We start from the raw sequence: 13,068 nt of genomic DNA on the forward strand, positions 1-13,068 counted from the left end.
TGAATGGCTCGCATCCTGATCGTCGACGATTCGCCGTCGCAGCTGCTGGGAATCAAGCGCATCGTCGAGAAGCTGGGCCACGAGGCCATCACCGCCGAGGACGGTGCCCAGGGCGTCGAAGTCGCCAAGCGCGAGATCCCCGACCTCATCCTGATGGACGTCGTCATGCCCAACCTCAACGGGTTCCAGGCCACGCGCACCATCAGCAAGGAAGAGGCGACCAAGCACATCCCGATCATCCTGGTCACCACCAAGGACCAGGACACCGACAAGGTATGGGGTCTGCGCCAGGGCGCCAGGGCCTACGTGGTCAAGCCCATCAAGGAAGACGAGCTGATCGCCGCCCTGAAGGAACACCTGCCGGCCTGACCGCCGGGCCGGACAACGTCTGGCCGCACGGACGATGTCTGTAGGAGCGCACGATGTGCGCGATGGGGCTTGCCGAACCTTCGTGGCTTGCCTCATCACCGCTTTGTCGGCTTTTCGCGCACATCGTGCGCTCCTACACACACCCCGCGACGAGTTAGCGACGGGGGTCGAAGCCGCTGAAGGCGTCCTTGAACTCCGCGTAGGCCGCTTGCTCTTCGTGCGTTTCCGGCACGGGGACGCGAATCTCCAGCACCACGATCTGGTCGCCGGGCTCCGAGCCCGGCAGGCCACGCCCCTTGAGGCGCAGCTTGCGACCGGACTGCGAGCCGGCGGGGATGCGCAGGTCCACGTGGCCGCCAAGGGTCGGCACGGGCACCGTGGCACCCAGCGCGGCTTCCCACGGGGTGATGGGCAGCGTGTGCGTGACGGTACGGCCGTCGAGGCGGAAGCGCGCATCGTCGCGGATGCCGATCTCCAGCAGCAGATCGCCCGAGGGGCCACCACCGGCGCCCGGGTGGCCCTGTCCGGCCAGACGGATCGTCTGCCCGGACGCGATGCCCGCCGGGATCTTCACTTCCAGCGTTCGCTCGCCGCCGTTCGAGTCGTTCAGCACCACGCGCGTCTTGCCGCCGGTGAAGGCGGTCTGCAGGTCGGTCTCGATCCTGGCCTGGATATCCCGGCCGCGACGCGCCTGGGCCTGCTGCTGCGGCCCCCTGCCCCGCCCGGCACCGCCGAACAGGCTTTCGAAGAAGTCGCTGAAGTCGCCGCCACCGCGGCCACCCATGTCACCGAAGTCGAAGCCACCACCGCCCTGGCCGAAGCCCGGGGGCGGACGGAACTGCTCGCCCTGGCGATAACCGCCGGCGCGGATCTGGTCGTACTGGCGGCGTTTCTCGGGATCTTTCAGGGCCTCGTTGGCCTCGTTGATCGCCTTGAACTTTTCCTCGGCCCCCGGCTCCTTGTTCTTGTCGGGATGGTATTTACGGGCAAGCTTGCGGTACGCCGCCTTGATCTCGGCGTCGGTCGCATCGGGCTTGACCCCTAAGGCTTCGTAGTAATCCTTGAACTCCACAGGCTCTCCCGGGCTTGTGTCGACAACCAAAAAACGAAATGCCCGCGGCGGAACGTGTCCACCGCGGGCCAGGCTTCCAAGCTTAGAGCGAATCAGCCCGCGGCGTTAACTACAATACGACGTGGCGCACTCTGGGCCTTCTTCGGAATGGCGATTTCGAGCACGCCGTTGGCGCCGGATGCCGTGATGCCCTCGGCATCGGCGCTCTCCGGCAGCGTGAACCGGCGCTTGAACGCACCCGCCGCACGCTCGACGCGGCTGAAGCTGCCTTCGGCCTCGCTGGCGAACGCCTTGCGCTCACCCGAGATGCTCAGCACGTTCTTTTCCATCTGGATCTCGATACCGGCCAGGTCCACCCCGGGCACGTCGGCCAGGATGAGGAATCGCCCGGCTTCTTCACGGATATCCACGCGCGGCGCCCAGGCGCTTTCAGTGCTGGCCGTGGCTGCGTTCGCCGGGATCTCGGCGCCGAAGAACTGATCGAACACGTTGCGGACGTCGCTGGCGAACACCGGCGCACGACGGAACGACACCTGACGAAGCTGGTTCATCTGTTTGACTCCCAAGAAGTTTTTCGGCCCGCTGGCCGTCTGGGATGAAACATATGACCGCCGCGGCGCGATTCAAGAGCACGCGGGCGACGGTTGCCGTCGCTTCAGCAAAAGCGCCTTCCCGTACACTCGGCACTTCCATCACCCCAAGGACCTTGCCATGACCATTGCCGTCGGCGACCGCATTCCCGAAGCCACGCTCGCCGTCTTCCAGGACGGCATCCAGACCGTCTCCAGCACCGACGTCCTCGGTAAGGGCAAGGTCGTGCTGTTCGCGGTACCCGGTGCCTTCACCCCGACCTGCTCCAACAGGCACCTGCCCGGCTACATCCAGCACCTGGAGGATTTCACGGCACGTGGGGTCACGGTTGCCTGCCTGTCCGTCAACGATGCCTTCGTGATGCACGCCTGGGGCGAATCGCAAGGGGTGCCCGACGGGCTGCTGATGCTCGGCGACGGCAATGCCACGTTTGCCAAGGCCATGGGCCTGGAACTGGACGGCACCAAGAATGGCATGGGTATTCGCGCGAAGCGTTTCGCCCTCTACGCGGAAGATGGCGTGGTCAAGGTGCTGAACGTCGAGGCGCCCGGCGAGTTCCGCGTGTCGACGGCGGAGACGATGTTGCAGGCGATCGACGGCTGAAAAAAAACCCCCGCGGATACCGCGGGGGTTTCTCGTGACGCGTCGATCTGTTTACGCGTCGCTCGGTTCGGTGCCGTCGTCGTCCACCGGACCGCTTTCGACCGGCGGCATGTCCGCCGCCGCCTCGCCGCCGATCATGGCGACATCGTCGGCAAGTTCGCCGTCGATCTCCAGCTCCTCTTCCGCTTCCAGGCGCACGATGCCGATCAGCGTCTCGTCCTTGGGCAGCTTGATCAGGGTGACGCCCTGCGTATTGCGGCTGAGCTGCGAGACTTCGGACACACGCGTGCGCACCAGCGTGCCCTGGTCGGAGATCAGCATCAGCTGCTGCGTCTCGGTGACCTGGGTGGCGGCCACGAGCTGGCCGTTACGATCCGAGCACTGAATGGCGATGACGCCCTGCGTGCCGCGGCCCTTCTTCGGGAATTCCTGCAGCTCGGTGCGCTTGCCGTAACCACGTGCCGTGGCGGTGAGGATGTCACCCTCGCCCTTGGCTACGATCAGCGAGACCACCTCGGAACCGTCGGCGAGGCGCATGCCGCGCACACCGGTGGCCGTACGACCCATCGAGCGGACGGTGCCTTCGTCGAAGCGTACCGACTTGCCGTTGGACGCGAATAGCAGCACGTCGCTTTCGCCGTTGGTCATGGCGACATCGACCAGCGCATCGCCCTCGTCGAGGTTGATGGCGGCCTTGCCCTTCTGCAGCTGGAACGCGAATTCCGTGAGCGGTGTTTTCTTCACCGTGCCCTGTCGGGTCGCGAAGAAGACGAAGCAGGTCGGATCGTACTCGCGCACCGGCAGCAAGGCCTGCACCTTCTCGCCCTCGCCCAGCGGCAGGAGGTTGACGATGGGCTTGCCGCGCGCACCCGGGCCGGCTTCCGGCATCTGGTACACCTTGAGCCAGTAGACGCGACCGGTGCTGGTGAAGGTGAGCAGCGTGTCGTGCGTGTTCACCACCCACAGCTGCTGCACCACGTCTTCGTTCTTCAGCGCCGACGCCGAACGGCCCTTGCCGCCGCGCTTCTGCGCACGGTAGAGGCTGGCCGGCTGCCGCTTGATGTAGCCGGTGTGCGACAGCGTGACCACGACATCCTCGGGCGCGATGAGGTCGAGGACGTTGAGGTCTTCCTGCGAATGCTGGATCTCGGTGCGACGGGCGTCGCCGTAGTCCGTGCGGATCTGTTCCAGTTCCTCGCGGATGACTTCGAGCAGGCGCGCCGGGTTTTCCAGGATATCGATGAGCCCACGGATGGCCTCGAGGATTTCCTTGTACTCGTCGGAGAGTTTTTCCTGCTCCAGGCCGGTGAGGCGATGCAGGCGCATCTGCAGGATCTCGGTGGCCTGGGCTTCGGACAGCTGGTAGCCGTCGTCACGCAGGCCGTCGCGCGGGTCCATGTCTTCCGGACGCGAGGACGATGCGCCGGTGGCGGCGAGCAGCGCCTTGACCAGGCCCGGCTCCCAGCGACGCGCAACCATGCGCTCGCGGGCTTCCTGCGAGGAGGCCGACGTGCGGATCAGCTCGATCATCTCGTCGATGTTGGCCAGGGCGACCGTCAGGCCTTCGAGGATGTGCGCGCGCTGGCGTGCCTTGCGCAGGTCGAAGATGGTGCGACGGGTGACGACTTCGCGGCGATGGCGGATGAACGCCTCGAGGATGTCCTTGAGGTTCATCAACCTCGGCTGGCCGTCGAGCAGCGCGACCATGTTGATGCCGAAGGTGACCTGCAGCTGCGTCTGCTGGAACAGGTTGTTCAGCACCACGTCGCCCATGGCGTCGCGGCGGATCTCGATGACCACGCGCATGCCGTCCTTGTCGGACTCGTCGCGCAGCTCGCTGATGCCCTCGAGCTTCTTTTCCTTGACCAGCTCGGCGATCTTCTCGATCAGCCGCGCCTTGTTGACCTGGTAGGGAAGCTCGTGGATGAGGATGGTTTCGCGACCGTTGGCCTCGGTTTCGATCTCGGTGCGCGCGCGCACCAGGATGCGGCCACGGCCCGTGCGATAGGCCTCGACGATGCCGGAGGAGCCGTTGATGATGCCGGCGGTCGGGAAATCCGGACCGGGGATATGCGTCATCAGTTCGTCGACGCCGAGCGAGGGTTCCTCGATCAGCGCCAGCGTGGCGTTGATCACCTCGGTCATGTTGTGCGGCGGGATGTTGGTCGCCATACCCACGGCGATGCCCGCGGAACCGTTGACCAGCAGGTTGGGCACGCGCGCCGGCAGGACCAGCGGCTCGCTTTCGCTTTCGTCGTAGTTCGGCCCGAAGTCGACGGTTTCCTTGTCGATATCGGCAAGCAGTTCGTGCGTGAGGCGCGACATGCGCACCTCGGTGTATCGCATGGCGGCGGCGTTGTCGCCGTCGACCGAACCGAAGTTACCCTGGCCGTCGACCAGCATGTAGCGCAGCGAGAACGGCTGGGCCATGCGGACGATCGCGTCGTAGACCGACGAATCGCCGTGCGGGTGGTATTTACCGATGACGTCACCGACCACGCGGGCCGACTTCTTGTAGGCACGGTTCCAGCCGTTGCCCAGCTCGTTCATGGCGAACAGAACGCGTCGATGTACCGGCTTGAGGCCGTCGCGCACATCGGGCAACGCGCGCCCGACGATGACGCTCATCGCGTAGTCGAGATAGCTCTGACGCATCTCGTCTTCGATGTTGACGCGAATGATTTCTTTGGCGAGTTCTGCCATCAAACGGCTTCCTGGATGTCCATCAAAATGCCCCCGTCGCCCGCATGTGTCGCGGTATCGCGACGCGGCCGACCCAACCTGTCGATAGTATCACAACGGGTGTCGAAAAGACAGCTAAAAACGGCGTAAAAACAATTACTTACGCGGCTGTTTTCCGGCTGCGGAAAAGCAGGGTCCTGGCGAAGAGGAAATTGGCCGTGGCGCCGACCGCGGAGCCCGCCGCCACGGCCACCGCGGGCCAGGGGCGCAGCGCGGGAAACGCCTCGAGCACGATGAGGTAGACGCCGTTGTTGACCACCGCGCCAGCGGCCATCAGGCCCATCCAGTGGAGCCATTCCGCGCGCGCGCTGCGCCCGGACTGGCGGTGCGCAAAGGTGTGCCGACGGTTCCACCACCAGGTGGCCGTGGCGGCCGACAGGAACGACACGATACGCGCGGTGTAGATGTTCCAGCCGGCGAAGCTGACCAGCGACTGGGCGATGCCTGCGTCGACCAGCAGGCCCAGCACGCCACCCACCGCGAACAACAGCAGTTCGCGGCGGACATGGCTCACGGGAACAGTGTCCGCATCTGCGTTTCGTCGGGCTTGAGGATCACGCCGCGCTCGGTGACGATGGCGTCGATCAACGCCGCGGGGGTCACGTCGAACACCGGATTCCATGCGTCCGCGCCTTCGATCACGGTGCGGGTGCCGGACATCGACAACAGTTCCGCCGCGTCGCGCAGTTCGATCTCGATGTCGTCGCCGTGGGCGGTGGCCATGTCCACCGTGGTCGACGGGGCCACCACCATGAATTTGACCCCATGGTGCCGCGCCGCGATGGCGAGCTGGTAGGTACCGATCTTGTTGGCGGTGTCGCCGTTGGCGGCGATGCGGTCCGCACCTACGATCACCCACTTCACCTTGCCGTCCTTGAGCAGGTGCGATGCGGCGGAGTCGGCGATCAGGCGCGCGGGGATGCCGTCGCGCACCAGCTCCCACATGGTCAGGCGGGCGCCCTGCTGCCAGGGCCGTGTTTCGCCGGCGTAGACCTGTTCGATGTGCCCGGAAGCGACGCCCGCGCGGATGACACCGAGCGCGGTGCCGTAACCGGCCGTGGCCAGCGAGCCGGTGTTGCAGTGGGTGAGCACGTGCGAGCCCGGCTCGATCAGGGCGGCACCCAGTTCGCCCATGTGGCGGTTGGCGGCGAGGTCCTCGTCCTGGATGGCCTGGGCCTCGCGCGTCAGTGCGTCGGTGTCGGCACCCTCGGCGATGCGGCGGTTCATGCGATCCAGCGCCCACATCAGGTTGACCGCCGTGGGCCGCGCTGCGCGCAGCGTGGCCAAGGCGGCCGGCAGGTCCTGCCCTGCCCGCGCCGCCAGCACCACGCCCCAGGCGGCGGCGATGCCGATCGCGGGTGCGCCGCGCACGGCCAGGTCACGGATAGCGGTGGTGACGTGCTCGGCCGAGGTGCTGTCGAACCAGACTTCTTCGGCGGGAAGCCGCCGCTGGTCGAGCAGGCGCAGGCGATCGCCGTGCCATTGCACGGCACGAATGGAATCGTGGGAGGCGTGGGTGTTCATCGGCGCATTATCGCATTGGCAATGGGGGTGGCGCATCGCGGGGGTGTTTCGCGCGCATCGCGCGCTCCTACCGGGCGGCCAGCCACGCGTGGATGGCGGGGGGAACCTGCTTTTGCGCGCGGCCGGAGACGTAGATGCCGATGTGGCCGCCCTGGAAGGCCAGGGCCGTGTAGTCGTTGCTGCCGATCGCCTCGCCCATGGGCGTCGACGCGGCGGGCGGGACCAGGTGATCCTGTTCGGCGTAGACGTTGAGCACGGGCTGCGTGATGCGCTTCAGGTCGACCCGGCGGGCGCCGATCATCGCCTCGCCCTTGATCAGCAGGTTTTTCTGGAAGAAATCGCGCGCGAATTCGCGGAACGCCTCGCCCGCCTGGTCCGGCGAATCGAATATCCACTTTTCCATGCGCAGGAAGTTTTCCACTTCCTTCGGGTTGTCCAGGATATCGACCAGGCTGACGTACTTCTGCTGGTTGAGGCGTACCGGTTTCAGCGTGAGGTAGGCGAAGTTCATCAGGTCGGCGGGGATGTTGCCCATCGTGTCGACGAACAGGTCGATGTCGATGTTACGCGCCCAGTGCGACAGCATGTTGTCCGGCGTATGGAAGTCCACCGGCGTGACCATGGTGACGAGGTTGCGCACCTTTTCCGGATGCAGCGCCGCGTAGCACAGCGAGAACACCCCGCCCTGGCAGATACCGAGCAGGTTGAGCGCTTCACCGTCGTGGCGTGCACGCACCGCGTCGACACACCGATCGAGATAGCCGTCGATGTAATCCTCCAGCGTGAGCCAGCGGTCGGCGCCGTCGGGGTAGCCCCAGTCGATCAGGTAGACGTCCTCACCCTGCTCGAGCAGGTTACGCACCATCGAACGGTCTTCCTGCAGGTCGACCATCCACGGCGTGTTGACCAGCGCATAGCAGATCAGCAACGGGGTCGTCGCCGTTGGCGTCCTGCTGCCCTTGAAGTGCCATAGGGTGAGCTTGTCTTCCGTATAGACGGCTTCGCGCGGCGTCGTGCCGAGTTCGATCGGGCCGACGTGTTTCAGCGTTTCCATGCCGGCTTCGAGCTTGCGCCGGAAGGCTTCCACTTCGGCCTGCGCACGGGCGGGGTCGAACGCGAACGGGTGGTCGCTCATCGTTTAGTGCCCCGGGTAGCCGGCTTCTTCGGTTGAGCCTTCTTCACGGCGGCCTTCTTCACGGCGGCCTTCGTCACGGCAGCCTTCTTCACAGGGGCCTTCTTCACAGGGGCCTTCGTCGTACCGGCCTTCTTCGCCGGAGCGGGCGATCCCGCAGGTGGCGAGGCCGCGCTCGAACCGCGCAGCGCGGCGATGTCCGCCTTCAGCGCATCGACCTCGGCGGCCACACCCTGCAACTTGCGCAACTCGCGGCGCATCGATTGCAGGCGCTCGCCGAGGCTGTCGACCTCGGTCCGGGTGGGCATGCCGGCCTGGACGGCGAAACGCTCGACCTGTTTCTGCTGCAGCCGCTTCAGCCGCATCTGCGCGTTGACCAGGGCCGCGTAGACGTCCTTGAATTCTTCCGACAGCGCAGCCTCGCCATAGCTCTCTTCAGCGAGGTTGACCCAACGGTCGTACACCGAGCGCATCGAGTCGGTATCGGTGGGCGGCGCCTGCTGGCGCAACGCCGCCGTCGCGCGATCCTGCACCCCTTGCAGCAGCGTCTGGTAGCGCTGGTAGTGCTCGGCGTAGTCGATCCACGCGCGTAGCAGCGCCTGCTGTTCTTCCTGCTGCTCGCGGGTCAGGCCGAACGCCGGCATCGACAACGCTTCGCGCGCCACGCGGGCCCAGTCGTCGAAGTGCTGCGTGCCCGGCGAAGCCGTGGCGCCGGGCGGCGCGCCATAGCCGAACGGCCCCGTGCCAGGGGCGCCCGCCATGAACGGCGGCATGCCCGGGCCGCCTGGTCCGAACGGCATCGGGCCGGGACCTGCCCCGCCGAAGGGCGGCGTGCCACCCATCGCGAAAGGCGCTGCCAGCGGTTCGCCGGCGGTAAACGAGCGCATCCAGTCGCCGTAGCCACCGAGGCCGGTGAACATGCGGGACATGATGTCGGCGGGACCGACCTCGCCCACCGCCTCGGCCTTGGGGTCGAACTGGCGCGACCAGGCCTCGAGCCCGTCGCGGACCAGGGCCTGGTACTGATCGATGAAATCGTGGGGTTTGTCAGCCATGCCGCTATGGTACGGCACTCACGGCGTCACCTCGAATACGGCTTCACGGTCGGCCGTGGAACGGCCGCCAACCCACACCGTGTAGCGCGTCGGCTCGACCACCTGGACGCTTTGGCGGTTCCAGAACGAGAGCTCGGCAAAGCCGAGCGGGAACGTGACCTGCTTCGACTCGCCGGGTTGCAGGCTTACCCGCTGGAAGCCCTGGAGGCTACGCACCGGCTGTTCGAGGCTGGCACCGAGGTTGCGCACGTAAAGCTGGACGACTTCCGTGCCCGCGCGCGAGCCGGTGTTCTTCACCGTGGCGGACACCGTGACGAGATCCTTCGCACCCGGTCGGTTCGCCTCCGCGAGTGGCAGGCTTGCACGCGAGACCCGTACGTCCGAATAGCCGAACGTGGTGTACGACAGGCCGTGACCGAACGGATAGAGGGCTGCGTTGGGCGTGTCGATATAACGCGACACGAAGGTCGTGTCGTGCGACGGAGGCTGCCGCGTATCGGCGTCACCCGCAGGGCGTCCCGTCGGGAACGCGTTGTAGTACAGCGGCTCCTGCCCTTCCGTATACGGGAAGCTCATGGTCAGCTTGCCGCTGGGCGCCACGTCGCCGAACACCACGTCAGCCACCGCGTTGCCCGCCTCGACACCCGGGAACCATACGGCCATGATCGCTGGCACGTGCCGGTCGGCCCAGTCGAGTACGAGCGGACGACCGGAGAACACCAGCAGCACCACCGGCTTACCGCTGGCCACGACCTGTTCGAGCAGCGTCTGCTGGTTGCCCGGCAGCCCCAGGTGCGCGCGGGCGCCCGCTTCGCCACTCATGTGCGCGGCCTCTCCCAGCGCCATGATGACAACGTCCGCGCGTGCGGCCGCCTTCAGCGCGTCGGCGAAACCGGCCTCCGAGGCGCCATCGATTGCCGTGCCCTGCGCGTAGATCAGCTCACCGCCGTTCGCTTTCAGGCGATCGGCAAGTCCCTTGCGCAAGGTGGTAAAATCATCGAACGTGCGCGCGCCACCCCACGGGCCCTGCATCTCCTTCGCCGCATCCGCCAGCGGACCGATCAAGGCAACGTGTCGTACATGGGCGTCGAGCGGCAGCAATGGCGTGGCCCCGACCGTGCCGTTCTTCAGCAGCACGAACGATTCCTCCGCCGCGCGGCGTGCCAGCGAACGGTTCGCGGCCGACGGCCCGGCGAGCTCGACGCCACGCGCGTACGGGTGCTCGAAGAGGCCGAGGGCGAATTTCACCCGCAGGACACGGCGCACGGCTTCGTCCACCGTGGCCATCGACACCGTGCCCTGGGCCAGCAGCGCGGGAATCTGCGTGTCGTAGTAATGGCTCATCATGTCCATCTCCACGCCCGCCTGCAGCGCTTTGCGCGTGGCGGTGGCCGCATCCGGCGCAATGCCGTGATGGGTCAGTTCCATGATCGCCGTGTAGTCGCTGACGACGAAGCCGTTGAAGCCCCACTCTTTCCGCAGCACGTCGGTCATGAGGTACGGATCGGCCGTGGCCGGTACACCGTTGAGCGCGTTGAACGCGCTCATCATCGTCGCCGCGCCCTCGTCGACCGCCGCGCGATACGGCGGCAGGTAGACCTGACGCAGACGCACGTCGGACATGTCGGTGGTGTTGTATTCCCTGCCCGCTTCGGCGGCACCGTACGCAGCGAAATGCTTGACCGACGCCGCCACGCTTTCAGGGTCGGCCAGGTCGTTGCCCTGGTAGCCACGGATATACGCGCGGGCGATGGCCGCGCCCAGGTACGCATCCTCGCCGGCGCCCTCCGCCGAGCGGCCCCAACGCGCGTCACGCGAGACATCGACCATCGGCGAGAACACCCACTTCACGCCGCCGCGGGTCACTTCAAGCGCGGCCATGCGTGACAGGTCCTGCACGAGCTGCGGATCCCACGTGGCCGACAGCGCCAGCGGAATCGGATAGATGGTGCGATAGCCGTGGATGATGTCCGCGCCAAACAGCAAGGGGATGCCGAGGCGACTCTTCAGCGCGGCCTCCTGGAAGGGCCGCGTCTTCGCCGCGCCGACCAGGTTGAGCACGGAGCCCAATTCACCCTTGCGGGCGAGCGCCATCGTGTCGACCTTCGTGCGTGTTTCCGGGTTCGGCGCGAACGCATCGGTGTCCGTCGCCGTCGATCCGCCCTGGGCGGCGTACTGCGAAAGCTGGCCGACCTTCTCCTGCAACGTCATGCGCGCCAGCAGCGCATCGACCTTCCTTTCGATGTCGGGAGACGCGATCTGCGCGTTCGAAGGCGCGGCGGCCGTGTCGGTGGCGTGCGCGGGGCAGACCGCGACGGGCACCGCGGCGAGGCCGAGCGCGATGCAAAAGCCAAGGCGGATGGGGTGCGGCATGGTCGGCTCCGAGGGCGCGATAACCCGCCGAGACTGCCAGCGAAACGTTTACATCGCCATGGGTATCGGTCACGGATGGACGCGCTCAGCGCGTGCCGATGCCGTCCAGGAAAACGCCCACCAGATGATCCACGCGCGATGTCGTCGTGACATCCTGTTCGACCGACAGGCAGATGGCCATCACGACGCAGACCAGGTCACCCACGGTCACGTCGCCACGGATCACGCCCGCCGCCTGTGCGCGTTCGAGCAGACGCTGCGCTTCTTCGCTGCTGGCCTGACACCCCGCAGCGCCGCTCTTGAGCACGGCGCCCAGCGACGCAGCCAGCCCGCGGTAATGGGTGGTGTGGCCGACCAGCTCACGGACGAAGCTGCGCACCGACGCTTCCTCGCCAAGGGCATCGCGCGTCCGGCTGGCCTCGGCAAGCTCGAGCAGGCGCGTGTCGCTCAGCGCCGCCAGCAGCTCGTCCCGTGTAGCGAAACGACGATAAAGCGTGCCGATGCCGACCCCGGCGCGCTTGGCGACCTCCTCGAGCGAGGCGTCGGCCCCACGCTCGACGAACACCGCCTCCGCCGCCTCGAGAATCCGCTCGCGGTTACGCGCGGCATCCGCACGAAGCGGTGTCTCGTCAGTGACGAGCTTTCGGTTCATGAACTCCCTCCATTGATAAGTGGATGATGCCTCCATATACTAAGTGGAGCAATCCTCCACTTCATAAGGACTCTGGTATGGCACAGCGATTCGAGAACAAGGTAGTCGTCATCACGGGCGGCAGCGAAGGTATCGGGCTGGCGACGGCCAAAGCCTTCGTCGCCGAGGGAGCCACGGTCTACATCACCGGCCGCCGGCAGGACCGGCTCGATGCAGCGGTGCGCGAGATCGGCGCCGGCGCCATCGGCGTCCAGGGCGACGCCTCGCGTCTGGACGATCTGGACCGCCTGTACGACATCGTCAAGCGCGACCACGGCAAGGTGGACGTGCTCTTCGGCAATGCCGGTATCGCTGAATCCGACGCACGTCCCCTGGGTGAGATCGATGAAGCCGCCTTCGAACACATCTTCGGCCTCAACGTGCGTGGCCTGATCTTCACCGTGCAAAAAGCGCTTCCGCTGATGGCCAAGGGCGGCGCCGTGGTGCTCAACGGTTCGGTCGCCGGCAGCAAGGGCTTCCCGGGTCAGTCGCTGTATAACGCAAGCAAGGCGGCCGTGCGCTCGTTCGCCCGCAGTTGGACGTCCGATCTGAAAGACCGCGGCATCCGCGTCAACGTGGTATCGCCCAGCGGCACCGAAACGAAGCTGATGCGCGGCTACCTGGACACGCGGCCGGGCGTGGAAGACATGTTCAACCAGGTGGTGCCCCTCGGCCGCCTGGGGCAGCCGGATGAAATGGCCCGCGCCGTGCTGTTCCTGGCGTCGGACGAGAGCAGCTACATCGCCGGTACCGAACTCTTCGTGGATGGCGGTCTGCTGGCTGTGTGACAAGGCTCATCGTGGATTGCCGTGGAGGGGCGCTCGCCTGCGGCATCGCGTTGGGCCTCGAGCCTTGGCGGCTTGGAGCAAGAGCCGGCGGGTGCCACCCTCGGGGCCACGCCTGCGGCGACCCGCTA

At 66.4% G+C, this 13,068-nt stretch carries 12 protein-coding genes; 3 read left to right on the forward strand and 9 right to left on the reverse strand.

Translation table 11 applies throughout. From position 1 onward, the window contains the following. Positions 1–3 precede the first annotated feature (3 nt). Positions 4–369 (forward strand): twitching motility response regulator PilH, encoded by a 366-nt coding sequence (pilH, locus tag QRN34_RS04985; RefSeq protein ID WP_036142375.1) that lies wholly within the window; start codon positions 4–6, stop codon positions 367–369. Between the two features lie 154 nt (positions 370–523). On the opposite strand, the gene QRN34_RS04990 is transcribed toward pilH, so the two are convergent. Both QRN34_RS04990 and QRN34_RS04995 read right to left on the reverse strand, forming a co-directional pair. Continuing rightward, positions 524–1,441 carry a DnaJ C-terminal domain-containing protein gene (locus tag QRN34_RS04990; protein ID WP_036142378.1) on the reverse strand — a complete coding sequence of 306 codons (918 nt, stop codon included), beginning with the start codon at positions 1,439–1,441 and terminating at the stop codon, positions 524–526. 92 nt (positions 1,442–1,533) lie between these two features. After that, complete coding sequence (locus tag QRN34_RS04995; protein ID WP_285402549.1) at positions 1,534–1,992, reverse strand: Hsp20/alpha crystallin family protein; 459 nt, start codon at positions 1,990–1,992, stop codon at positions 1,534–1,536. A gap of 160 nt (positions 1,993–2,152) precedes the next feature. On the opposite strand from QRN34_RS04995, the gene QRN34_RS05000 reads away from it, so the two are divergent. Then, on the forward strand, positions 2,153–2,635 hold the full coding sequence (locus tag QRN34_RS05000) for a peroxiredoxin (RefSeq protein ID WP_285402551.1): 483 nt from the start codon (positions 2,153–2,155) through the stop codon (positions 2,633–2,635). A 51-nt stretch (positions 2,636–2,686) separates the two neighbouring features. Here the strand turns inward: QRN34_RS05000 and gyrA are convergent, their stop codons facing one another. The 7 genes from gyrA to QRN34_RS05035 all read right to left on the reverse strand — a co-directional run bounded on the left by gyrA (position 2,687) and on the right by QRN34_RS05035 (position 12,113). Continuing rightward, positions 2,687–5,338 carry a DNA gyrase subunit A gene (gene gyrA / locus QRN34_RS05005; protein WP_285402553.1) on the reverse strand — a complete coding sequence of 884 codons (2,652 nt, stop codon included), beginning with the start codon at positions 5,336–5,338 and terminating at the stop codon, positions 2,687–2,689. A 139-nt stretch (positions 5,339–5,477) separates the two neighbouring features. Further along, the gene (locus QRN34_RS05010; protein WP_285402555.1) at positions 5,478–5,891 is read right to left on the reverse strand and encodes a GtrA family protein; all 414 of its coding nucleotides are present in this window, start codon (positions 5,889–5,891) and stop codon (positions 5,478–5,480) included. Then, positions 5,888–6,937, reverse strand: coding sequence for an S-methyl-5-thioribose-1-phosphate isomerase (gene mtnA / locus QRN34_RS05015; RefSeq protein ID WP_285402557.1), 1,050 nt, complete (start codon positions 6,935–6,937; stop codon positions 5,888–5,890). Before mtnA ends, QRN34_RS05010 begins: the two co-directional genes overlap by 4 nt. A 31-nt stretch (positions 6,938–6,968) precedes the next feature. After that, positions 6,969–8,036, reverse strand: a complete 1,068-nt coding sequence (locus tag QRN34_RS05020) for a class III poly(R)-hydroxyalkanoic acid synthase subunit PhaC (RefSeq protein WP_285402559.1) — start codon at positions 8,034–8,036, stop codon at positions 6,969–6,971. Continuing rightward, entirely contained in the window at positions 8,033–9,088 is a 1,056-nt protein-coding gene (locus QRN34_RS05025; protein ID WP_285402561.1) for a poly(R)-hydroxyalkanoic acid synthase subunit PhaE, read from the reverse strand. Before QRN34_RS05025 ends, QRN34_RS05020 begins: the two co-directional genes overlap by 4 nt. Positions 9,089–9,106: 18 nt before the next feature. Continuing rightward, positions 9,107–11,461, reverse strand: a complete 2,355-nt coding sequence (locus tag QRN34_RS05030; RefSeq protein WP_285402563.1) for a glycoside hydrolase family 3 N-terminal domain-containing protein — start codon at positions 11,459–11,461, stop codon at positions 9,107–9,109. 85 nt (positions 11,462–11,546) lie between these two features. Further along, positions 11,547–12,113 (reverse strand): TetR/AcrR family transcriptional regulator, encoded by a 567-nt coding sequence (locus QRN34_RS05035; RefSeq protein WP_285402565.1) that lies wholly within the window; start codon positions 12,111–12,113, stop codon positions 11,547–11,549. A gap of 77 nt (positions 12,114–12,190) precedes the next feature. Here QRN34_RS05035 and QRN34_RS05040 point away from each other — a divergent pair, with 77 nt between their 5' ends. Beyond that, entirely contained in the window at positions 12,191–12,940 is a 750-nt protein-coding gene (locus QRN34_RS05040) for a glucose 1-dehydrogenase (RefSeq protein ID WP_285402567.1), read from the forward strand. Positions 12,941–13,068 lie beyond the last annotated feature (128 nt).

The organism is Luteibacter sp. ME-Dv--P-043b, from assembly GCF_030209605.1.
Classification (GTDB): Bacteria; Pseudomonadota; Gammaproteobacteria; order Xanthomonadales; family Rhodanobacteraceae; genus Luteibacter.

Bases quoted from the DNA above. Each gene is read 5' to 3' on its own strand.
- QRN34_RS05035 (WP_285402565.1), bottom strand. From the start codon at position 12,113: ATGAACCGAAAGCTCGTCACTGACGAGACACCGCTTCGTGCGGATGCC.
- QRN34_RS05040 (WP_285402567.1), top strand. From the start codon at position 12,191: ATGGCACAGCGATTCGAGAACAAGGTAGTCGTCATCACGGGCGGCAGC.
- QRN34_RS04995 (WP_285402549.1), bottom strand. From the start codon at position 1,992: ATGAACCAGCTTCGTCAGGTGTCGTTCCGTCGTGCGCCGGTGTTCGCC.
- QRN34_RS05020 (WP_285402559.1), bottom strand. From the start codon at position 8,036: ATGAGCGACCACCCGTTCGCGTTCGACCCCGCCCGTGCGCAGGCCGAA.
- QRN34_RS05025 (WP_285402561.1), bottom strand. From the start codon at position 9,088: ATGGCTGACAAACCCCACGATTTCATCGATCAGTACCAGGCCCTGGTC.
- QRN34_RS05000 (WP_285402551.1), top strand. From the start codon at position 2,153: ATGACCATTGCCGTCGGCGACCGCATTCCCGAAGCCACGCTCGCCGTC.
- pilH (WP_036142375.1), top strand. From the start codon at position 4: ATGGCTCGCATCCTGATCGTCGACGATTCGCCGTCGCAGCTGCTGGGA.
- gyrA (WP_285402553.1), bottom strand. From the start codon at position 5,338: ATGGCAGAACTCGCCAAAGAAATCATTCGCGTCAACATCGAAGACGAG.
- mtnA (WP_285402557.1), bottom strand. From the start codon at position 6,937: ATGCGCCACCCCCATTGCCAATGCGATAATGCGCCGATGAACACCCAC.
- QRN34_RS05030 (WP_285402563.1), bottom strand. From the start codon at position 11,461: ATGCCGCACCCCATCCGCCTTGGCTTTTGCATCGCGCTCGGCCTCGCC.